19 protein-coding genes are annotated in these 20,440 nt (G+C 68.6%); 1 reads left to right on the plus strand and 18 read right to left on the minus strand.

What is annotated here, in order from left to right; genetic code table 11:
• Positions 1 to 19 precede the first annotated feature (19 nt).
• From ACYU8W_RS06740 to ACYU8W_RS06825, 18 genes are all read right to left on the minus strand, one after another.
• Positions 20 to 1,549 carry an RsmB/NOP family class I SAM-dependent RNA methyltransferase gene (locus ACYU8W_RS06740; RefSeq protein WP_499467699.1) on the minus strand — a complete coding sequence of 510 codons (1,530 nt, stop codon included), beginning with the start codon at positions 1,547 to 1,549 and terminating at the stop codon, positions 20 to 22.
• Positions 1,546 to 2,469 (minus strand): methionyl-tRNA formyltransferase, encoded by a 924-nt coding sequence (fmt, locus tag ACYU8W_RS06745; protein ID WP_499467701.1) that lies wholly within the window; start codon positions 2,467 to 2,469, stop codon positions 1,546 to 1,548. Before fmt ends, ACYU8W_RS06740 begins: the two co-directional genes overlap by 4 nt.
• Before the next feature lie 2 nt (positions 2,470 to 2,471).
• Entirely contained in the window at positions 2,472 to 3,140 is a 669-nt protein-coding gene (locus ACYU8W_RS06750) for an HAD-IA family hydrolase (protein WP_499467703.1), read from the minus strand.
• A 22-nt stretch (positions 3,141 to 3,162) separates the two neighbouring features.
• Positions 3,163 to 5,202 (minus strand): primosomal protein N' family DNA-binding protein, encoded by a 2,040-nt coding sequence (locus tag ACYU8W_RS06755; RefSeq protein ID WP_499467705.1) that lies wholly within the window; start codon positions 5,200 to 5,202, stop codon positions 3,163 to 3,165.
• A gap of 133 nt (positions 5,203 to 5,335) precedes the next feature.
• Entirely contained in the window at positions 5,336 to 6,553 is a 1,218-nt protein-coding gene (gene metK / locus ACYU8W_RS06760) for a methionine adenosyltransferase (RefSeq protein WP_499467707.1), read from the minus strand.
• A 71-nt stretch (positions 6,554 to 6,624) separates the two neighbouring features.
• Positions 6,625 to 7,845: a bifunctional phosphopantothenoylcysteine decarboxylase/phosphopantothenate--cysteine ligase CoaBC gene (coaBC, locus tag ACYU8W_RS06765; RefSeq protein WP_239701757.1), complete on the minus strand. Its 1,221-nt coding sequence runs from the start codon at positions 7,843 to 7,845 to the stop codon at positions 6,625 to 6,627.
• A gap of 11 nt (positions 7,846 to 7,856) precedes the next feature.
• Positions 7,857 to 8,120, minus strand: a complete 264-nt coding sequence (gene rpoZ / locus ACYU8W_RS06770; protein WP_129625025.1) for a DNA-directed RNA polymerase subunit omega — start codon at positions 8,118 to 8,120, stop codon at positions 7,857 to 7,859.
• A 30-nt stretch (positions 8,121 to 8,150) separates the two neighbouring features.
• Positions 8,151 to 8,762 (minus strand): guanylate kinase, encoded by a 612-nt coding sequence (gene gmk / locus ACYU8W_RS06775; RefSeq protein WP_129625024.1) that lies wholly within the window; start codon positions 8,760 to 8,762, stop codon positions 8,151 to 8,153.
• Positions 8,762 to 9,079, minus strand: a complete 318-nt coding sequence (gene mihF, locus ACYU8W_RS06780) for an integration host factor, actinobacterial type (RefSeq protein WP_129625023.1) — start codon at positions 9,077 to 9,079, stop codon at positions 8,762 to 8,764. Before mihF ends, gmk begins: the two co-directional genes overlap by 1 nt.
• A 97-nt stretch (positions 9,080 to 9,176) precedes the next feature.
• Complete coding sequence (pyrF, locus tag ACYU8W_RS06785; RefSeq protein ID WP_499467710.1) at positions 9,177 to 10,058, minus strand: orotidine-5'-phosphate decarboxylase; 882 nt, start codon at positions 10,056 to 10,058, stop codon at positions 9,177 to 9,179.
• Between the two features lie 3 nt (positions 10,059 to 10,061).
• Positions 10,062 to 11,024 (minus strand): beta/alpha barrel domain-containing protein, encoded by a 963-nt coding sequence (locus ACYU8W_RS06790; RefSeq protein WP_499467712.1) that lies wholly within the window; start codon positions 11,022 to 11,024, stop codon positions 10,062 to 10,064.
• Positions 11,021 to 11,869 carry an iron-sulfur cluster-binding protein gene (locus tag ACYU8W_RS06795; RefSeq protein WP_499467714.1) on the minus strand — a complete coding sequence of 283 codons (849 nt, stop codon included), beginning with the start codon at positions 11,867 to 11,869 and terminating at the stop codon, positions 11,021 to 11,023. Before ACYU8W_RS06795 ends, ACYU8W_RS06790 begins: the two co-directional genes overlap by 4 nt.
• Positions 11,847 to 15,182 carry a carbamoyl-phosphate synthase large subunit gene (gene carB, locus ACYU8W_RS06800; RefSeq protein WP_499467716.1) on the minus strand — a complete coding sequence of 1,112 codons (3,336 nt, stop codon included), beginning with the start codon at positions 15,180 to 15,182 and terminating at the stop codon, positions 11,847 to 11,849. Before carB ends, ACYU8W_RS06795 begins: the two co-directional genes overlap by 23 nt.
• Complete coding sequence (gene carA, locus ACYU8W_RS06805) at positions 15,182 to 16,351, minus strand: glutamine-hydrolyzing carbamoyl-phosphate synthase small subunit (RefSeq protein WP_499467718.1); 1,170 nt, start codon at positions 16,349 to 16,351, stop codon at positions 15,182 to 15,184. The genes carB and carA overlap by 1 nt, the downstream gene beginning before the upstream one ends.
• Positions 16,348 to 17,664, minus strand: a complete 1,317-nt coding sequence (locus ACYU8W_RS06810; protein WP_499467720.1) for a dihydroorotase — start codon at positions 17,662 to 17,664, stop codon at positions 16,348 to 16,350. The genes carA and ACYU8W_RS06810 overlap by 4 nt, the downstream gene beginning before the upstream one ends.
• Positions 17,661 to 18,584, minus strand: a complete 924-nt coding sequence (locus ACYU8W_RS06815; protein WP_499467722.1) for an aspartate carbamoyltransferase catalytic subunit — start codon at positions 18,582 to 18,584, stop codon at positions 17,661 to 17,663. Before ACYU8W_RS06815 ends, ACYU8W_RS06810 begins: the two co-directional genes overlap by 4 nt.
• Positions 18,581 to 19,189, minus strand: coding sequence for a bifunctional pyr operon transcriptional regulator/uracil phosphoribosyltransferase PyrR (gene pyrR, locus ACYU8W_RS06820; protein ID WP_129625018.1), 609 nt, complete (start codon positions 19,187 to 19,189; stop codon positions 18,581 to 18,583). Before pyrR ends, ACYU8W_RS06815 begins: the two co-directional genes overlap by 4 nt.
• Before the next feature lie 163 nt (positions 19,190 to 19,352).
• Positions 19,353 to 20,141, minus strand: coding sequence for a hypothetical protein (locus ACYU8W_RS06825; RefSeq protein WP_499467724.1), 789 nt, complete (start codon positions 20,139 to 20,141; stop codon positions 19,353 to 19,355).
• Here ACYU8W_RS06825 and ACYU8W_RS06830 point away from each other — a divergent pair.
• Positions 20,140 to 20,358 carry a hypothetical protein gene (locus tag ACYU8W_RS06830; protein ID WP_499467726.1) on the plus strand — a complete coding sequence of 73 codons (219 nt, stop codon included), beginning with the start codon at positions 20,140 to 20,142 and terminating at the stop codon, positions 20,356 to 20,358. The two genes, ACYU8W_RS06825 and ACYU8W_RS06830, sit on opposite strands and share 2 nt — an antisense overlap.
• The last annotated feature ends 82 nt before the right edge of the window (positions 20,359 to 20,440 follow it).

Raw genomic sequence — 20,440 nt, forward strand, 5'->3', positions numbered from 1 at the left:
GGACATACCTTTTCGGGAGTCAGACGGACGTGGACTGCTTGCGGAGCAGGGCGAAGAACATCGCGTCGGTGTCGTGCAGATGCGGCCACAACTGAACGCCGGGGCCGTCGCCGAGGTCGGGAATCTGCTTGCCCGTCGCGTCCTTGAAGTACGGCCGAGCGTCCTCCTGGACCACCTCCGGGTGTCGCTTCAACGCGTCAGCGACAACCGCGGTGGTCTCGGCGGTGTGCGGGCTGCAGGTCGCGTAGCCGATGACTCCGCCGGGGCGGGTCGCCGCGATCGCCGAGTCGAGCAGTTCACCCTGCAGCGTGGTCAGACCGGCGACGTCGGACGCCGACTTGCGCCACCTCGCTTCCGGACGACGACGCAATGCGCCCAGGCCCGTGCAGGGAGCGTCGACCAGCACCTTGTCGTAGGTGTCGGGTTCTTCGGCTCCGAGATCCCGGCCGTCACCGGTACCGATCATCACCTCGATACCCGACTGCAACGCCGCGGCCATCGTCCGCCGCACCAGGTCGGTGCGATGTTCGCTCACCTCGTTGACGAACAACACCGAATCCTGTTCTGCCGCAAGGCAAGCCAACAGAGCCGCCTTGCCGCCGGGCCCGGCGCACAGGTCGAGCCATTCCTGCTGATCACCCTCGACGGGCACCGATGCCAAAGCGAGGGCGAGCAGTTGTGAGCCCTCGTCCTGCACAGCAGCACGCGTGTCGCGCACAGCGCGGATGGCGCCGGGGTCTCCCCCCGACATCCGGGCACCGAACGGCGACAGGCGCGACGGCGTCGCCCCCTCGTCGAGCAGTTCCTCGACCGTTGCCAGGTGCGGACGGGCGACGAGCATGACGTCGGCCGGGTCGTTGTCCGCCTCGAGCAACCGCCGCAGTTCGGCATCGACATTCTCCGCAGCCGCGGCACCCGAGCCGATCAGCGCACCCCGCAGGGCCCGGACGATCCACTCGGGGTGGGAGTGCTCGACCGCCAACGCGGCGAGCGGCTCACGTCCGGCGATCACCTCGGCGACCCATTCCTCGCGGGTGCGTTCGCTGACCCGACGCAGCACGGCGTTGACGAACCCGGCCGCGCCCGCACCGTTGACCTCGCGGGCCAGGGCCACGGTCTCGGACGCGGCGGCGTGTGACGGCACTCGCATGCCGAGCAACTGGTGTGCGCCGAGGCGAATGGTGTCGAGCACGGCGGGGTCGATCTGCGACGCACCGCGTCCGGCGGCATGCTCGATGATCCGGTCGTAGAGGCCATGCATCCGCAACGTGCCGTAAGCGAGCTCGCTCGCAAACGCGGCGTCGCGTCCGCTGATCCTGTTGTCGCGCAACGCTTTCGGCATAGCGATGTTGGCGTATGCGTCGTTGTCGTGCACCTGTCGCAGGACGTCCCACGCCACCCGTCGTGCCGGGTCCCCGCTGCGGCGGCGCTCGGCGGGCCGCTGCTCGGACCTGGCTCGGTCGGACGTGCGACGCGCCTGCGGACGCTGCCGGCCTTTGGCGTTGCGGTATTCGTCGTGGTTCCTGCCGGACTGCTCGGAGTCGCTCATGCCAGTGACTCCCCTTCCTCGATACGTGCGCCGCGCGCCCAGTCGGGCGCCGGTACTGCCTTCTTGCCGTGCGGCTGCACGATGCCGAGTTCGACAGCGCCCGATCCCGTGCCCACGAACACCGCCTTCTTGGTCACCCGAAGCTCACCTGGCGCAAGGCCTGGCTCGTCGACCGGACGAGCCGACCCGATCTTCAGGCGGGCGTCCCGGAACATCGTCCATGCGCCCGGGGCCGGTGAACAGGCGCGCACCCGGCGATCGATCACGAATGCCGGCTCGTGCCAACGGATCCGAGCGTCGTCAACGGTTATCTTCGGCGCCGTCGAGACGCCTTCGGCGGGCTGCGGAACAGGGGTGATCGTGCCCTCCTCCATCGCGTCGAGGGTGGCGACCAACAGGCCGGCGCCTGCGCCGGCGAGCCGCTGCAGCAGGTCGCCCGAGGTGTCGCTCGGTTTGATCGTCTCGGTCATCGTGCCCAGCACCGGTCCGGTGTCCATACCCTGTTCGAGCAGGAAGGTCGTGGCACCGGTGACGTCGTCGCCGTGCAGCAAGGCGTGCTGGACGGGGGCCGCACCGCGCCAGGCAGGCAGCAGCGAGAAGTGCAGATTCACCCAGCCGTGTCGCGGGATGTCGAGCACCGCACGCGGCACAAGGGCACCGTACGCGACCACGGAGCACACGTCGGGCTGCAGCGCGCGCAGCCACTCCTGGAAATCCGGTTCCTTGGGATGCCCCGGGGTGGAGACCGGCAGGCCTTCCCGGACCGCGAGCTCCTTCACCGGTGACGGTCGTAGCGAGCGTCCGCGCCCGGCAGGAGCGTCCGGCCGGGACACGACGCCGACCACCTCGTGCCGGGACTCGAGCAGGGCCTGCAGGGAAGGAACGGCGGGTTCAGGAGTGCCCGCGAAGACGATGCGCACGCTCAGGCCACCGGACGCACGTCGTACCCGCGGGCGACGAGGTCCTGACGAAGATCCTCGGGACCGGTGAACTGGACGGCGTCGATGCCGGCTTCGACGGCCGACTGCACGTTGACGATCGAGTCGTCGATGAACAGGAAGTCGTCGATGCCGCCGATGTGGTGGGTGCGCTCGGCAAGCACCTCCCAGATCTCCGGGTCGGGCTTGACGACGCCCTCCTCGCCGGAAACGACGATGTCCTCGAAGATCTCCAGGAAGTCGTACTGCTGTTCCGCGAGCGCGAAGAGGTCGGCATTCCAGTTGGTGAGCGCCACCAGGGGTACACCGGCCCGGTCGAGTTCACGCAGCACCTCGATCGAACCCTTGATCGGGCTGAGCGAGGCGGTGAAGTTGTCGATGTAGGCCTGCGCGGCGGGCTCCAGTTCCGGAAACCGGGCGCGGACGTCGGCCACGGCCTGCGCGGGTGTACGTCCGGCGTCGTTGGTGAGATTCCAGGCGAAGAAATCGAACTCGGGATGGTGCACGAATTCTCGCGCCTTGTCCGGCCCGAGTGCGACCGCCACCGCGTCCTGCGGGATCCACCGGATCAGGACGTTGCCGAGGTCGAAGATCACGGCTTCGGCCGGGGCGGGTGCGAAGCGTTCGTCATCGAGGTCGATGTCGAGATCCATGCCGGAAACCGTATCGCCCGGATCAGAGGGTCGATCCGTCCGGGTCGACCCGTACGGACAGGTGGTCCTTGGCCCTCGCGAGGCTGCGCGAAGTACGCAATGCGGTGATGGCGCCCGAGGCCTGCCCGGCGCGGTCCGCCGGGGCTCGCAGCAGCAATCGCACCTGGGGTTCCGGGCCCGGGAGCGGTGCCGGACCAAAGCGCTCGAGCCAGCCGGGGACGGTGGACGCCGCCGCCGTCACTGCGTCCGGCGTACCGGTGAGCGTGGCCGTCCAGCGGGTGGGTGGCAGGTCGAGCGCGGTGCGCTCGGCGAGTTCGCTCTCGGCGAGGGCCGCTGGAGCCCATCGCACCAGATGCCGCACGACCGGCGACGTCGCCTCCGCGCCGGCGAGCACGACCACTCCGCCGTCGTCCGCCGGACGGCACAGTGCCGCGGCTGCCAACCACTGGCGCATCGCTTGTTCGTTGCTCTGCAGGGACGGCCGGTCGAGCATTGCCCACGCGTCGAGCAGGAGGACGGCTGAATACCCTTGCTCGGCAACGGGTTCCGCACCCGGTGTGGAGATCACAAGGGCCGGTGCTGCGGGCACGCGGGCAACGATCTGGCCCGCTCCGGATCGCACGACCGGCACACCCGGGAACGCGCGTCCCAGTTCCTCGGCGGTGCGCCGAGCACCGATGACGGATGCTCGCAGGCGGGTGTCATCGCACTCGGGACACCGGAACCCGTCCACTCGCGTGTCGCACCACGCGCAGTGCGGAGCTTGGTCGGAGCCGGCGAGTTGCAGCGGGCCGTGACAGGTCGGGCACTGCGCCGCGTGACCACAGGTGACACAGCGCAACCGGGGAACGTATCCGCGGCGAGGCACCTGCACCAGCACCGGTCCGGTCTGCAGTCCGTCGTGCAATGCCTTCCAGGCGCTGGCCGGCAGGCGAGCATGCGCCGCCGGGCCGTGCCGCTCCACCTCGCGGTCGTCGCCGGCGACGTTGACCCGGGGCAACTGCGCCCGGACGGGCCGGGCCTCCACAGAGACGACCCGTCCTTCGTCCATCCATTGCGCGACGGCGACGGAGCGCGCAAACCCGCCGAGCACGAGGGCGGCCGCGGAGTCGAGATGTCGGCGCCACAGGATGTCGCGGGTGGTGGGGTACGGAGCCCGCGGTTCGGTGAGCAGGTTGTCGCCGTCGTCCCAGCACAGCATCAGGCCGAGGTCGTGCACCGGCGCGAAGGCCGCGGCGCGGTTGCCGACCACGCATTGCACATGACCCCGCAGCACCTTGAGCCAGGCGGTGTAACGCGCCTGTGGCCCCTGGTCAGCGGTGAGTCGGACATAGGAGTCCTTGCCGATCTGGTCATCGAGTTCGCGCGCGACGCGTTCGACGTCGCGGTGATCGGGGACGGTGATGATGACCCCCCGCTTGGCGGACAGGGCCGCTCGGGCGGCGTCGGCGAGCGCCCGCGGCCAATCGAGTGCCGGAACCGTGCTCGGCAGAGCGAGCCAGGACGCTGCGGGCGCCTGCCCTGCTCCGATCCGGCGCAGTAATGCCGGTCCCGCCGGGTAACGCGCCCAGGCCGCGCTCGTCTCCAGCAGCGGCGTCCACGGCGCACTGCCTTCGGTCGCGAGCGCGCCCTCGGCCCGAGCATGACGGGGTGGAACAGCGAGCCGGACGACGTCGGACACCGACCCGGCCTGGTCGGCGGCGATCTGTCGGCACAGACGCAGAATCTCGGGAGTGAGCACCGGTTCGTCGGAGACGACGGTGCGCAGCGGGACGAGTTTGCCGACGTGCTCGGCCGTCGCCGTGCGCTGGAGGAGGTAACCGGTGACGTCCTGTGCGCCGAAGCGCACCTTGACCCGCACGCCGGGCCGCGCGGCCTCGTCCAGGTCGGCCGGGACGGCGTACTCGAAGGTGCGATCGAGGTGGGCGACGCCGAGGTCGAGCATTACCACCGCCACCGGATCGAACTGCGCGAGCGTCGGCTCGGGACGCTGCTTCTTCGCGCGCGCGGCGGTCCGCAGCAGTTCCAACTGCTGCGGTGTCGCCGGGTGCTCGTCTGTCACCGGATCGTTCTATCAGCCGTCGACGACACGCCGGTCGATCAGTCCACAGGAGCACGAAATCCGCGTGAGTTTGCGCCCTTCGCCGGGCGCGGCGAAGGGCACGAACTCACGCGGATTCAGGAAGGTCGAGCGACTATCGGGCTGCGGCCTGGAGCTGCTCGACGCGGTTGGTCTGCTCCCAGGTGAACGGGTTGTCGACACCGTCTGCGGTGGTGCGGCCGAAGTGGCCGTACGCAGCGGTCGGCTTGTAGATCGGACGCAGCAGGTCGAGCTGCTCCACGATCGCAGCCGGACGCAGGTCGAAGACCGTGGTGATCGCAGCCTGGATCTTGTCGGCCGGGACGGTCTCGGTGCCGAAGGTCTCGATGTACAGACCGACCGGCTGCGCCTTGCCGATGGCGTAGGCGACCTGCACCTCGCAGCGCGTGGCCAGGCCCGCGGCAACGACGTTCTTGGCGACCCAACGCATCGCGTACGCGGCCGAGCGGTCCACCTTCGAGGGGTCCTTGCCGGAGAACGCGCCGCCACCGTGGCGTGCCATGCCGCCGTAGGTGTCGACGATGATCTTGCGGCCGGTGAGGCCGGCGTCGCCCATCGGGCCACCGATGACGAACTTGCCGGTCGGGTTGATCAGCTTGCGGTAGCTGCTGACGTCGAGGCTGTTGCCACTCGCGGCGAGTTCCTCCAGCACCGGCTTGATGACGTGCTGGTCGATGTCGGGCTCGAGCATCCCGGTGAGCGAGATGTCCTCCGAGTGCTGGGTCGACAGCACGACCGTGTCGAGTTTGACGGCCTTGTCACCCTCGTAGGAGATGGTGACCTGGGTCTTACCGTCGGGGCGCAAGTAGGCCAGCTCGCCACTCTTGCGGACAGCGGTGAGGCGCTCGGACAGGCGGTGCGCTAGGAAGATCGGCAGCGGCATCAGCTCGGCGGTGTCGTCGCACGCGTACCCGAACATCAGCCCCTGGTCGCCGGCGCCCTGCGCGTCCAGCGCCTCGGTGCCGCCCTCGGCACGGTGCTCGTGGGCCTGGTCGACGCCCTGGGCGATGTCGACCGACTGCTCACCGATGGAGATGGACACGCCACAGGAGTTGCCGTCGAAGCCCTTGAGCGAGCTGTCGTAGCCGACCTCCATGATGGTCTCGCGCACGAGCTTGGCGATCGGCACGTAGCTCTCGGTACGCACCTCACCGGCGACGTGCACCAGGCCGGTGGTCACCATCGTCTCGACGGCGACACGGGAGTTCGGGTCCTGCGCGAGCATCGCGTCCAGGATCGAGTCGCTGATCTGGTCACAGATCTTGTCCGGGTGTCCCTCGGTCACCGACTCGGACGTGAAAAGGCGTGCCACCTGTTATCTCCTTCGTTGCAGCGGCTGCTGGCTTGTGTCGACCCGTCGCCGGGCCGACCTGAGTGTAAAGGTCAGGAGAGGTCCTGACCCACCGCGTCCCACACCGTGTCGGCGATCAGATTCTTGTCCGCCGGACCCACCGTGACGGGCTCCTGCCCCGGACGCATCAGGTGGACGGTGCTGGTGTCCTGCCCGAAGGTGACTCCGTCCCCCACCTCATTGGCGACGAGCAGGTCGCACTTCTTGCGTTCCAACTTGGCTCGGGCATGAGTGAGGACGTCACCGTGCTCGTCACCGGTCTCGGCGGCGAACCCGACGATGTACGGCGTGCGCGAGTCGCCGCGTGCTTCGACCAGGCCGGCCAGGATGTCGGGGTTGCGCACCAACTCGACGGTGGGTGCATCCGGGTCACCGGCAGCGAAACCCTTCTTGATCTTGGCGGCGGAAACCTGCGCCGGACGGAAGTCGGCGACGGCTGCGGCCATCACGATGACGTCGGCCCCGCCGGCGAGTGCCTTCATCTCACGTTCGAGCTCGAGTGCGGTCTCGACCTTCACCAGGTCGACGCCGCCGGGCACCGGCAAGGAGGCCGTCGACACGAGCGTCACCCGGGCGCCCCGGCGCGCGGCCGAAGCGGCGAGCGCGTACCCCTGCTTGCCGGAGGAACGATTGCCCAGATAGCGCACCGGATCGAGCGGTTCACGGGTGCCGCCCGCGCTGATCACGACGTGTTTGCCGTTGAGTTCGTCATCGGGGCCGCCGCTCACGCCCTCGAGGTAGGAGCGGCAGTGCTCGAAGATGTCCTCGGGCTCCGGCAGGCGTCCCGGGCCGGTGTCCGCGCCGGTGAGGCGACCGGACGCCGGCTCGACGACATCGATGCCTCGCTCGCGCAGCGTGCTGACGTTGGCAACCGTCGCCGGGTGCGTCCACATCTCCGTGTGCATCGCCGGCGCGAGCACGACCGGGCAGCGTGCGGTGAGCAGGGTGTTGGTCAGCAGATCGTCGGCCAGCCCGTGCGCCGCCTTCGCGAGCAGGTCGGCAGTGGCCGGCGCGACGACCACCAGGTCGGCCTCCTGGCCGATCCGGACGTGCGGCACGCGATGCACGTCGTCCCAGACCTGGTCGCTGACCGGTTTACCGGACAGCGCCGCCCAGGTGGGAGCGCCGACGAACTTCAGCGCGGACGCCGTGGGCACGACGGTGACGTCGTGCCCGGACTCGGTGAATCGGCGAAGGAGGGTGCATGCCTTGTACGCGGCGATACCTCCGCCGACACCGAGAACGATGCGCATGCCGGTGGTGACTAGGCCTCGACCTTGTCGACGTTCAGCAGTCCGTCGTTGATCTCGCGCAGCGCGATCGACAGGGCCTTGTCGTTGATCTGGCTGTCGACCAACGGGCCGACGTACTCCAGCAGACCTTCGGACAGCTGCGAGTAGTAGGCGTTGATCTGCCGTGCGCGCTTGGCGCCCAGGATGACCAGCGCGTACTTTGAGTCGGCCACCTGCAGCAGGTCGTCGATCGGCGGGTTGGTGATGCCCTCGGGGGCAGCCTTGGTGCCAGACACGAAGAAGCTCTCGTTTCGTTCGGGGTGTTTTCAGTGCGTTGCGCGGGCCGCCGAAGCGTGCCGCTCCATCAAGTCTACGAGTTCTGCGGCGGCAACCCCAACATCCTCGTTGACGATGGTGGCGTCGAACTCCTTCTGGGCAGCCAGTTCGGCGCGCGCGGTCTCCAGCCGGACGGCCTGTTCCTGCGCGGATTCGGTGCCGCGGCCGATGAGTCGGTGCACGAGTTCGTCCCAGCTGGGCGGCGTCAGGAACACGAAGAAGGCGTCCGGCATCCGTTCGCGCACCTGGCGTGCGCCCTGCAGGTCGATCTCGAGCAACGGCAGGCGGCCGGCTTCGATCGCGTCCTGCACCGGACGGCGCGGGGTGCCGTAACTGGCCCGGCCGTGCACGATCGCGTACTCCAGCAGTTCGTCCTGTTCGGCCATCCGGTCGAACTCGGCCTGGTCGACGAAGTGGTAGTGGACGCCGTCGACCTCACCGGGACGCGGGGCCCGTGTGGTGACCGAGACCGACAGCCACACCTTCGGGTAGTTCTGCCTGATGTAGGCCGCGACCGTGCCCTTCCCGACGGCGGTCGGGCCGGCCAGCACGAACAGGGGCGCCGCGCCGGACGGGGATGAGTTGGAGGCGGTGGTCGACATCAGCGCTTCTCGAAACGCTCCAACAGAGCGGCGATCTGGTGGTTGCCCAGACCACGCACCCGACGGGTCGAGGCGATCCCGATCTCGTCCATGATCTGCGCTGCGCGGACCTTGCCGACGCCGGGCATGGACTCCAGCAAGGCGGACACCTTCATCTTGCCGATGATCTCGTCGCTGCGACCGCTGTCGATGACCTCTTGCAGCGATCCCTGCGAGTTCTTCAGCCGGTTCTTCACGGCGGCGCGTCTGCGCCTGGCCTCCGCCGCCTTCGCCAGAGCCTCGGCGCGCTGCTCAGGCGTCAACTCGGGAAGTGCCACGCGAAATCTCCTTGGGCCACAGAGGTGTTCAGGTCAATCGATCGCCGCTCGATCCTGACCGACGTTCGCTCGACGCCCGAAGGCGTCCGGTCAGACCCTAGCCCAGGGCCGCGGCGGCGTGGGCCGCGGTCGCACGCAACGCCTCCCGCAGACAAGCAGCGTCCGGACCGGCCGCGAGCACCGACCGGGACGCCGACGGCAGCACCTGTGCGGACGCCGCACCGAAGGCGCGAGCGATGTCCTCGACGGTCGCGCCCTGCGCCCCGAGGCCCGGCGCCAGCAGCGGCCCGCGACACTGTTCGAGGGCGTCGCCCAGACCCAGATCGGCGATGTCCTTGCCGGTCGTCGCGCCGACCACCAGCCCGATGTCGGCGACCCGGCGGTCGGCCGGGGTCGCGTCGTTGAGGTCGGCGACCGCGTCGATCACCGTCTGCGCGACCGTGCGCCCGTCGCGCTGCCGTGCGTGTTGCACCTGCGCGCCCTCTGCATTGCTGGTGAGCGCGAGCACGAAGATGCCGGAGCCGGTCGCACGCGCGAGTTCGAACGCCGGCTCGAGACTGCCGACGCCGAGGAACGGGCTCACCGTGATGGCGTCCGCCCGCGTCGGCGCCGCCGACCCCAGGTGCGCCGCGGCGTACGCGTCCATCGTGCTGCCGATGTCGCCCCGCTTGACGTCGAGCAGGCTCAACGTCCCGGCCGCACGCAGCCCGGCCAACGTCTCTTCCAGGACGGCGACGCCGGCCGATCCGAATCGTTCGAAGAAGGCCGCCTGCGGTTTGACGATCGCTGCGTGCCCACCGAACGCCTCGACACATCGCAGCGCGAACTCACGCAGACCGTCGAGGTCGTCGGTCAACCCCCAGTCCCGTAGCAGAGCCGCGTGCGGGTCGATGCCGACACACAACGGACCGTGCTGGTTCATGGCGGCGCTGAGGCGTGAGCCGAAGGTCTGCATCGAGGTCTGGGTCGAGGTCTGCATCGTTCACCCTTCGTGAGCGAGCCCGACGAGGTCGAGCACGCTGTCGATTCCGTTGTGACTCAAGTGTTCTGACAGACCATCGACGACGGAGCGCGCGCTGGACGGATCGTGCAGCAGAGCCGTGCCCAACTGCACGGCGGTGGCGCCGACGGCGAGCGCCGCGAGTGCGTCCGCCGCGCTGCTCACTCCCCCGACGGCAACCAGATGCACGGGGGCCAGACGTCCCGAACGGACGGCGGCACGCAGGTCCCAGATCGCGCGCAACGTGACCGGCAGGATCGCCGGGCCGGACAGGCCACCGCTGGGGGCAACGACGTCGATGTGCTGGTGCGGACCGGAGGGACGACCGATCGCACGCAACGGGCTGCCGACCACGATCGCCGTCGCGCCGGCCTTCACGCACCCACGGGCGATGTCGGCGACGTCCGTGACGTCGGCGCTGAGCTTCGCCAGCAGCGGCACCGAGCGCGGGAGTTCCTCGCGCACCCGGGCCACCGCTTTGGTCGCCTGGAACTCGTCGTGCGAGAACGGCCGTGCGGAGTTCTTCGCGTCGGGGCACGCCAGGTTCATCTCGACAGCTGCGACCCTGCGCATGAGCGAGTTGCGCCACAATCCCCGTGCCACTTCGGCGTATTCGCCGATCGTCGTGCCCGCGATCGACACCACGACCTGCCCGATCGCATCGTCGTCCCATGGCAACGCGGTCGGTCGCAATCGGTCGACGCCCAACGAGGGACGCTCGGTGGGTGCGAGCAGACCGCTCGCCGACTCCCGCAGCACCCCGCGTCGTGAGGCCGGTCGGGTGCTGGCGGTCATCGACGGAGTGACGATGGCCGCGAGATCGTCGGCGATGCCCAGGCGTTTGAGTTCGCGCCCGAAGGCCACGCAACCGGAGGCACCCATCACCGGGTGTTTCAGACGCAGCCCACCGACGTCCACCGCGAGCGCGTCGAGTGCGGCGCTCATGACGCCACCACGGTCGAGATGCCGGACAGGTCCTGCAGGTACAGCGGCCAACGCACCCGGTCGGCACGAAGGACAGCGCCCTCGGTACAGCAACGGATCGAATGCCGGTCGCCCGATTTCGACTGCACCGGCACCTCGCAACTACCGCACAGTCCTGTACCACAGGGCATTTCCTCGTCGATGCAGCACTGGACGACGACACCGAACGGCTGCGCCACCGCAGCCACTGCGGCCAGGTGCGGCGCTCTGCCGGCCGCGTAGACCACAGACGAGTCACCGGTGCGCAGCAACTGACGCACGGCCGCGGCCACCTGCTCCGACAGGCCGGTGTCAGCTGACGGCAGCACGACGGACACGTTGCCGACGATGCGGCGGGCCTCGACGACTCCCACCAGGTGCCGGTCATCGGTGCCACCCAGCACCAGGTCGATCCGGCAGCCCCGATCACGCAACTGGCCGGCGAGCCAGCTCAGCGAAGCAGCACTCGCACCGACCCCGACGACGACCGCATCGACCGCGCTCGACGGCAACGGGAACGGCCGACCTATCGGCCCGATGAGGTCGACCTCGTCGTGGGCTCGACGTTCGGCAAGCCACCGGACGCCGGCGTCACCGTCGGAGTCGACGATGATCTCGACCGTGCCGCCGTACGTGCCACTGGGTGACGCGTTGCTGATCGGGACGGTGCGTCGCCCGACCAGCGCCGAGGCGTGACCACCGACCGCGGCGGACACGAACTGACCCGGTTTGGCGATGTCGGCGATCTGCGGCGCGACCAGTGTCAGGTGCCGGAACGCGCCCATCCGCCGGGTCGCGATGACCTCAGCTTTGCTGGTGACCAGCACCCGCTGCGCCCGTCCGGCCGTACAGGTCGAGATCCGCGGCGTGAGCCTGCAGCGGCTTCACCCGGATCTCCCCCGTCTGCAACGACTCGATGCCCTGCACCGCGGCACCGAGTTCCTGCACGGTGGTGATGATCGGCCGGTCCATGCTGGTCGTCGCCGCACGAATCGCGTAGCCGTCCGCCCGTGCTCCACCGCCCGAGGGCGAGTTGAACACCATGTCGACCTCGCCGGCGAGGATGCGGTCGACGATCGTCGGTTCACCGTCCGCGCCGCGTCCGAGACTGTGCTTGCGCACCACCTGTGCCGGAATTCCGTTGCGGCGCAGCACTTCTGCCGTACCGCCGGTCGCCATCACGGTGAACCCGAGGTCGGTCAGCCGCTTCACCGGGAAGATCATCGCGCGCTTGTCACGGTTCGCGGCGGAGACGAAGACCACGCCGGACGTCGGCAATCCGCTGATCGCGCCGAGTTGGGCCTTGGCGAACGCCGAGCCGAAGTCGCGGTCGATACCCATCACCTCACCGGTCGAACGCATCTCCGGGCCGAGCAGGCTGTCGACGACGTCGCCCTCCCGGGTGCGGAAGCGCTTGAACGGCAGCACCGCCTCCTTGATGGAGATCGGCGCGTGGCTCGGCAGTTCCGAGCCGTCGCCGGTCTGTGGGAGCAGCCCTTCGTCGCGCAGTTGCTTGATGCTCGCGCCCAGCATCACGCGTGCGGCCGCCTTCGCCAGCGGCACTCCGGTCGCCTTGGCGACGAACGGCACGGTGCGGCTGGCCCGGGGGTTGGCCTCCAGCACGTAGAGGATGTCCTGCGCGAGGGCGAACTGGACGTTCATCAGCCCACGGACGCCGATGCCTTCGGCGAGACGACGGGTGGACTCGCGCACCCGTTCGATCTCCTGCGCGCCGAGCGTGACCGGCGGCAGGGTGCAGGCGGAGTCACCGGAGTGGATACCGGCCTCCTCGATGTGCTCCATGATGCCGCCGAGGTACATCTCGTTGCCGTCGAAGAGCGCGTCGACGTCGATCTCGATGGCGTCGTCCAGGAAGCGGTCGACCAGCACCGGGTGTTCCGGCGAAGCGGTCGTCGCCCGGGTGACGTACTCGCGCAACGTGTCGTCGTCGTAGACGATCTCCATGCCGCGTCCACCGAGCACGTACGAGGGCCGCACCAGCACCGGGTAGCCGATGTCGCTCGCGACCCCGACCGCCTCGGCGGCGCTGTAGGCGATGCCGTGCTTGGGCGCCGGGAGGTTGGCCTCGGCGAGCACGCGTCCGAAGGCTCCGCGGTCCTCGGCGAGATCGATCGCCTCGGGCGAGGTGCCGACGATCGGCACACCTTCGTCCTTGAGTGCCTTCGCCAGCCCGAGCGGCGTCTGCCCACCGAGTTGCACGATCACACCGGCGATCGGGCCGGCCTGCTTCTCGGCGTGGAAGACCTCGAGGACGTCCTCCAGGGTCAGCGGCTCGAAGTAGAGCCGGCTGGAGGTGTCGTAGTCGGTGGAGACGGTCTCGGGGTTGCAGTTGACCATGACCGTGTCGAAACCCGCTTCGCGCAGAGCGAACGACGCGTGCACGCAGGAGTAGTCGAACTCGACTCCCTGACCGATGCGGTTGGGCCCGGACCCGAGGATGAGGACGGCCGGCTTCTCGCGCGGCGCGACCTCGTTCTCCTGGTCGTAGGTGGAGTAGTGGTAGGGGGTGGACGCCTGGAACTCCGCCGCGCACGTGTCGACCGTCTTGAACACCGGACGCACACCGAGCGCGTGACGGACGCCGCGGACGACCGCCTCCGGGGTGCCGGTGAGCTGCGCCAACTGGATGTCGGAGAAGCCGTGCCGCTTCGCCAGGCGCAGCAGCTGCGGGGTGAGCCGGTCGGCCTGTTCCACCTTCGTGGCGATCTGGTTGATCAGCTCGATCTGGTCCAAGAACCACGGGTCGATACCGGTCGCGTCGTGCACTTCCTGCACAGACAACCCGGAACGCAACGCCTGCTGCACCAGGACGATTCGTCCGTCGGTCGGTGTCTTCGCCTGCTCCAGCAGTTCGCGCCCGGCCTCGATGGTCGGCGCGATGTCCTTGCGCCAGTGGAAGGTCGCGTCCTTGCGCTCCATCGAACGCAGCGCCTTCTGCAGGGCCTCGGTGAAGTTGCGGCCGATCGACATCGCCTCGCCCACCGACTTCATCGTGGTGGTCAGCGTCGGGTCGGCCGCAGGGAACTTCTCGAACGCGAACCGCGGCACCTTGACCACCACGTAGTCGAGCGTCGGCTCGAAACTGGCCGGGGTCTGCTCGGTGATGTCGTTCGGAACCTCGTCGAGCGTGTAGCCGATCGCCATCTTGGCCGCGATCTTCGCGATCGGGAATCCCGTTGCCTTGGAAGCCAATGCGGACGATCGCGAGACTCGCGGGTTCATCTCGATGACGATGATGCGTCCGTCGGCGGGGTTGACCGCGAACTGGATGTTGCACCCGCCGGTGTCGACACCGACCTCGCGGATCACGGCGATGCCGATGTCGCGCAGCTTCTGGTACTCGCGGTCGGTGAGCGTCAGCGCCGGGGCGACGGTGATCGAGTCGCCGGTGTGCACGCCCATCGGGTCGAGGTTCTCGATCGAACACACCACAACGACGTTGTCGGCGTGGTCACGCATCACCTCGAGTTCGTACTCCTTCCAGCCGAGGATCGACTCCTCCAGGAGCACCTCGGTGGTCGGGCTGTACTGCAGACCGGCGCCGGCGATGCGGCGCAGGTCATCCTCGTCGTAGGCGAAACCAGAGCCGAGACCGCCCATCGTGAACGACGGACGGACGACGACCGGGTAACCGAGTTCCTTTGCGGCGTCGAGGCATTCGTCCATGGAGTGACAGATCTTCGACTTCGCCGACTCGGCGCCGCAGCGCTCGACGACACCTTTGAACCGTTCCCGGTCCTCACCGAGTTCGATCGCCTCGACGTTCGCACCGATCAGCGGACAGTTGTACTTCTCCAACGTACCGCGCTCGTGCAGGGCGATCGCCGTGTTGAGGGCGGTCTGGCCCCCGAGGGTGGCCAGCACCGCATCCGGGCGTTCCTTGGCGATGATCGCCTCGACGACGTCCGGGGTGATCGGCTCGACATAGGTGGCGTCGGCGAACTCCGGGTCGGTCATGATCGTCGCCGGGTTCGAGTTGACCAGGACGACCCGGATCCCCTCCTCGCGCAGCACCCGGCAGGCCTGGGTGCCGGAGTAGTCGAACTCGCAGGCCTGACCGATGACGATCGGGCCGGAGCCGATCACCAGGACCGACTTGATGTCCTCGCGCTTGGGCATCAGTGCTTGCCTCCTGCAGTGGTTTCGAGCAGTTCGACGAAGCGGTCGAACAGGTATGCGGCGTCGTGCGGACCGGCGGCAGCTTCCGGGTGGTACTGCACCGAGAACGCTGGGATGTCCAGGCACTCCAGGCCCTCCACCACGTCGTCGTTGAGGCACACGTGGGAGACGCGGACGCGTCCGAACTCGGCGCCGGCCGGGGCTTCGACGTCCCCGTCGAGGGGCGCATCGACCGCGAAGCCGTGGTTGTGCGCGGTGATCTCGACCTTGCCGGTGCGACGGTCCATCACCGGTTGGTTGATGCCACGGTGGCCGTACTTCAGCTTGTACGTGCCGAACCCGAGCGCTCGCCCGAGCAACTGGTTGCCGAAGCAGATGCCGAAGAACGGAATCCCGGCGCGCAGCACCTCGCGCAGCACCTCCACCTGCGGGGCCGTCGCCGGGTCACCCGGGCCGTTGGAGAAGAAGACGCCGTCGGGGTTCACGGCCCGGATCTCCTCGATGGTCGAGGTCGCCGGAAGCACGTGGACCTCGATGCCTCGCTCGGCCATCCGCTGCGGGGTCATCGCCTTGATGCCCAGGTCGAGCGCGGCCACGGTGAACCGCTTGTCCCCCACTGCCGGCACGACGTAGGCCCGCTCGGTGGAGACCTCGGACGCCAGTTCGGCCCCGGCCATCAACGGCTGCTCGGCAACCTTCTCGACGAGGTCGCCCTCGATGTCGGCGGGTCCGGAGAAGATCCCGACCCGCATGGCCCCCCGCTCGCGCAGGTGACGGGTGAGCGCCCGGGTATCGACGCCGCAGATGCCGACCACACCCTGCTCGCGCAGGTCGTCCTCGAGCGTGCGCTGCGAGCGCCAGTTCGACGGGCGCAGGGCGGGGTCACGCACCACGTAGCCGCTCACCCAGATGCGCTTGCTCTCGGCGTCGTCGTCGTTGACGCCGGTGTTGCCGACGTGCGGCACGGTCATGACCACGACCTGCTTGTGGTAGCTGGGGTCGGTGAGTGTCTCCTGGTAGCCGGTCATGCCGGTCGAGAAAACGGCCTCTCCGAACGTGCTGCCCACGGCACCGTAGGCCTCACCCTCGAACCTCGTGCCGTCCTCCAGCACGAGCACCGCCCGCTCCCTCTCGTCGAGCGAGCGGGTTTGGTTCACAACGGAATTCACGAGTTGACCTCTCCATCGAGCACAGTGGCGCGACCGCGCAGGAAGGTGGCGACCACCTGTCCGTGCAGGGTGCGTCCGTGCCACGGGTTGTTGCGGGACAGCGACTGCGAGGCAGCGCCGTCGATGACGACCTGACCTTCCGGATCGAAGAGCACCAGGTTGGCCGGCTCCCCTTCGGCAAGCGGGCGCCCTTGACCGGCGAGCCCGGCGATCCGTGCGGGTGCACCGGACATTCGGTCGGCGACCCCCGCCCAATCCAACGTGCCGTCCCGGTGCATCACCGTGTTGACCACCTGCAGCGCCTGCTCCAGACCCAACATGCCGAAGGCTGCCTCGCCGAACGCGTGCTCCTTGTCGTGGCGCGCGTGCGGGGCGTGATCGGTTGCGACGGCATCGATCGTGCCGTCGGCGAGCGCCTCGCGCAGCGCCTGCACGTGCTCGTTCGGGCGCAGCGGCGGGTTCACCTTGAACGTCGGGTCGTAGGTAGCCAGCAGGTCCGTGGTCAGCATCAGGTGGTGCGGTGTGACCTCGGCGGTCACCTTGATGCCCCGAGCCTTCGCCCAACGGATCACCTCGACCGAACCGGCCGTCGACACATGCGCCACGTGCACCCGAGAGTTCGTGTGCCGGGCGAGCATCACATCGCGTGCCACGATGACTTCTTCGGCGACGACCGGCCAGCCGGGCAGTCCCAGGCGTCCGGACAGTTCGCCCTCGTGACAGCAAGCCTGTCCGTCGGCCAGGCGCGGATCCTGACTGTGCTGGGAGATGACTGCGTCGATGGCCCGGACGTACTCCAACGCGCGGCGCATCAGCCGGGCGTCGTGTACGCACTTGCCGTCGTCGGAGAAGACGTTGACCGCGGCGTTGCTGCGGTGCATGAGGCCGAGTTCGGCGAGTTCCTCACCGGCCAGGCCCTTGGTCACGGCGCCGACGGGATGAACGTCGACCAGACCGCAGCGGCGGCCCAGGTCGTGGATGTGCTCCGCGGCCTCGGCGGTATCGGTCACCGGGTTGGTGTTCGCCATCGCCAGGACGGCGGTGAACCCACCGGCCGCCGCGGCGGCGGATCCGGTGGCGACCGTCTCGGCGTCCTCCCGGCCGGGCTCGCGCAGGTGGGTGTGCAGATCGACCAGTCCGGGCAATGCGACCAGGCCGTCCGCGTCGAGCACGATCGCGTCGGCAGGTGCGTCGATCGAGCCGAGCCCACGGATCACACCGTCGGCCAGCAGCAGGTCGCCGGCTCCGCGGCCGAGGATGTCAGCACCCCTGATCAGGTAGGCGCTGCTTTCGGTGGTGTCTTCGGTGCTCACGCGTTTCCTCCGAGCAGGTGGTACAGAACGCTCATCCGGACGGCGACACCGGCGGACACTTGGTCCAGGATCGCCGAGCGGGCTTCGTCGGCGGCGTCGGCCGCGATCTCCAGGCCACGGTTCATCGGGCCGGGGTGGCAGATCACCGCATGCTCCGGCAGCTTGCGCAATCGGTCGCGGGTCAGGCCGTAGCCGATGGTGTACTCACGGGGCGTCGGGAAGTAGCCGCCGCTCATCCGTTCCTTCTGCACCCGCAACATCATCGCGACGTCGATCGTCGGCAGCACGGGGTCGAGCTCGCCGGTGATCGAGAATCCCTCTGCCGCGGCCCAATCGGAGATACCACTCGGCATCAACGTCGGCGGCGCGACCAGCGTGATCTGCGCTCCGAGCGTGCGCAGCAGCAGCAGATTGCTGCGCACGACGCGTGAGTGGGTGAGGTCGCCCACGATCGCGACGTGTTTGCCTTCGAGGTCGCCCAGCCGGCGACGCATCGTGTACGCGTCCAGCAGGGCCTGGGTGGGGTGTTCGTGCGTGCCGTCGCCCGCATTGACAATGGCGGCATCGACCCACCGGGCCACCTGGGCGGAGGCACCACTGGCGTGGTGGCGGATGATCAGCCCGTTGACCCCCATCGAGGCGACGGTCATGACGGTGTCGCGAAGCGACTCGCCCTTGCTGACGGAGGAGCCCTTGGCTGAGACGTTGATGACGTCGGCGGACAACCATTTGCCGGCGATCTCGAAGGAAGATCGGGTGCGGGTGGAGTCCTCGAAGAAGAGGTTCACGACCGTCCGTCCGCGCAACGCGGGCAGCTTCTTGACATCGCGGTGCTGCACGTCGTGCATCTGCTCGGCGGTGTCGAGCAGTTCGAGCACCTGGTCCTTGGACAGATCGGCGGCCGAGAGTAGGTGCTTCATCGCTGGTCCCCCTCGCTCATGTCGGCCTTCCCGGCGTCGATGCGCACTTCGTCCTCGACATCGTCGAATTCGGTCAGTCGCACGTACACCCGCTCCTGGCTGGACGTGGGCAGGTTCTTTCCGACGTGGTCGGCGCGGATCGGGAGTTCACGGTGACCACGGTCGACCAGCACGGCGAGCCGGACGGCGCGCGGCCGGCCGAGGTCACCGAGTGCGTCCAGTGCCGCTCGAACGGTACGTCCGGAGTACAGCACATCGTCGACCAGCACCACGACCCTGTCATCGACCCCGCAGTCGGGAATGGTCGTCGGCAACGCGGTGCGCACCGGGTTGCGGCGCAGATCGTCGCGGTACATCGTCACGTCGAGCGTGCCGACGGGCACCTCGGTGCCTTCGACCTCGCGCAGGGAGTCGGCCAGGCGTGTGGCGAGTACCGCTCCGCGGGCCGGGATACCGAGCACGACGAGGTCATCGGCTCCCTTGTTGTGCTCGACCACTTCGTGGGCGATCCGGCGTAGCGCGCGCTGAATATCGCTGGAGTTGAGGACTACTCGACCCGTGGAAGAGGTGCCTTCGGACGGGGAGTCTGTTGAGTCAGGACGCATGGCGTCAGGACCTCCTTCGCCGCCTCACAGGACGGAATCGTTAAAGGATGCCGAGCGCGTGCGAGCCTAGCCGAGATCCGACTGCCGGTCGCACCCGGTACCGACAGGCGGGCGGTCCCGACCAAGCATCACGACCTGCTGAAACGATTGGCCGCAGAACCGCTCAGGCCGCGGGCGTCTCACCTTCGGAGTAGGTCGCCCGGTAGTCCGACTGCCAGGCCGTCACGGCCTTCACAAGCTTGACCGCGAACGCTTTCTCGAACTCGTCCTCGACATTGCCGCGCATAGCTCTGGAGTAGAACGCCGTCACGTCGGCAACGGAATAGAACTCGCTCAGGTACACCAAGAAGTCGCCTGCCAGGAAGTAGGAGTCGTCCTGAGTGGGGCCGGCGAACTCCGCATCCTCGGGCAGCTTCGGCTTCGGCAGCCGGTCCGGGGCCCAGGAGTACTCGGTGACGTCGGCGGTCACCATCTCGGCGTAACCCTCGATCACCCACTTCGGCGTCCAGTGCGGCGGGTCGGTGTAGGCGTGGACCATCTCGTGCACGACGGTCGCTTCCAGTTCGCCGCCCGGACCTTCGAGGACGTCCTTCAACTGCACAGACCACAGCAACGGCGAGAGCACGACCCACGGTGGCTCGGTGTCCGAACCGGTGAACGCCGTTCCGCTGTGATCGGCTGCGTCGTCGCCGTCGGTCCACTCGCTGTATCGGTCGGCCGTCGCGGGCGCGAGGATCAGCAACGGCTCCTTCGGGGCCGAGTCGACATAGTCGGCGACCTCGCCGTCGAACTTCACGGCAGTGCTCGCGATCTGAGCCAGGCGCCCGCGTGGCACATCACCCACGACGACGAAGCGACCCTGCCGCACGCTGGACATGCCGTGCGTACTCACATCGACCTCGTCGCTCAGGCCCCGACGAAACAGCGCCTCGCCCACCGGGTCGCGTGTCATGGATGTCGATGTCGTCGCCGGTCTGGTCGACGTGCTGGCGGACGCCGTCCTCAGTGCCGTCGAGCTCGGGGACGATCCGCTGCTCGATGTGCCGGCCGAGGTGGTTACCGGGGACGTCGAGGCGGCCGTGCCTGCTGAACGAGCACCACTGCAGCCGGTGGCGAGCACACCCGCCAGCACTGCTGCCACCACGCCGGCCCGGCGGGTTCGACGGTGAGGGTCCATGCGGTGCGATTCCCCCCGGGGATTGAGACAGATCGGCAAACCTTATCGTGCAGATGCTCTCGGCGACCGGGACT

The sequence above is a fragment of the Yimella radicis genome, from assembly GCF_054778255.1.

What these genes read in the sequence shown, in the direction of transcription:
- ACYU8W_RS06825 (WP_499467724.1), bottom strand. Translation starts at nt 20,141, where the DNA reads ATGACACGCGACCCGGTGGGCGAGGCGCTGTTTCGTCGGGGCCTGAGC.
- ACYU8W_RS06750 (WP_499467703.1), bottom strand. Translation starts at nt 3,140, where the DNA reads ATGGATCTCGACATCGACCTCGATGACGAACGCTTCGCACCCGCCCCG.
- ACYU8W_RS06815 (WP_499467722.1), bottom strand. Translation starts at nt 18,584, where the DNA reads ATGAAGCACCTACTCTCGGCCGCCGATCTGTCCAAGGACCAGGTGCTC.
- ACYU8W_RS06830 (WP_499467726.1), top strand. Translation starts at nt 20,140, where the DNA reads ATGGATGTCGATGTCGTCGCCGGTCTGGTCGACGTGCTGGCGGACGCC.
- gmk (WP_129625024.1), bottom strand. Translation starts at nt 8,762, where the DNA reads ATGTCGACCACCGCCTCCAACTCATCCCCGTCCGGCGCGGCGCCCCTG.
- pyrR (WP_129625018.1), bottom strand. Translation starts at nt 19,189, where the DNA reads ATGCGTCCTGACTCAACAGACTCCCCGTCCGAAGGCACCTCTTCCACG.
- ACYU8W_RS06790 (WP_499467712.1), bottom strand. Translation starts at nt 11,024, where the DNA reads ATGAGCGCCGCACTCGACGCGCTCGCGGTGGACGTCGGTGGGCTGCGT.
- coaBC (WP_239701757.1), bottom strand. Translation starts at nt 7,845, where the DNA reads ATGCGCATCGTTCTCGGTGTCGGCGGAGGTATCGCCGCGTACAAGGCA.
- ACYU8W_RS06740 (WP_499467699.1), bottom strand. Translation starts at nt 1,549, where the DNA reads ATGAGCGACTCCGAGCAGTCCGGCAGGAACCACGACGAATACCGCAAC.
- carB (WP_499467716.1), bottom strand. Translation starts at nt 15,182, where the DNA reads ATGCCCAAGCGCGAGGACATCAAGTCGGTCCTGGTGATCGGCTCCGGC.
- pyrF (WP_499467710.1), bottom strand. Translation starts at nt 10,058, where the DNA reads ATGCAGACCTCGACCCAGACCTCGATGCAGACCTTCGGCTCACGCCTC.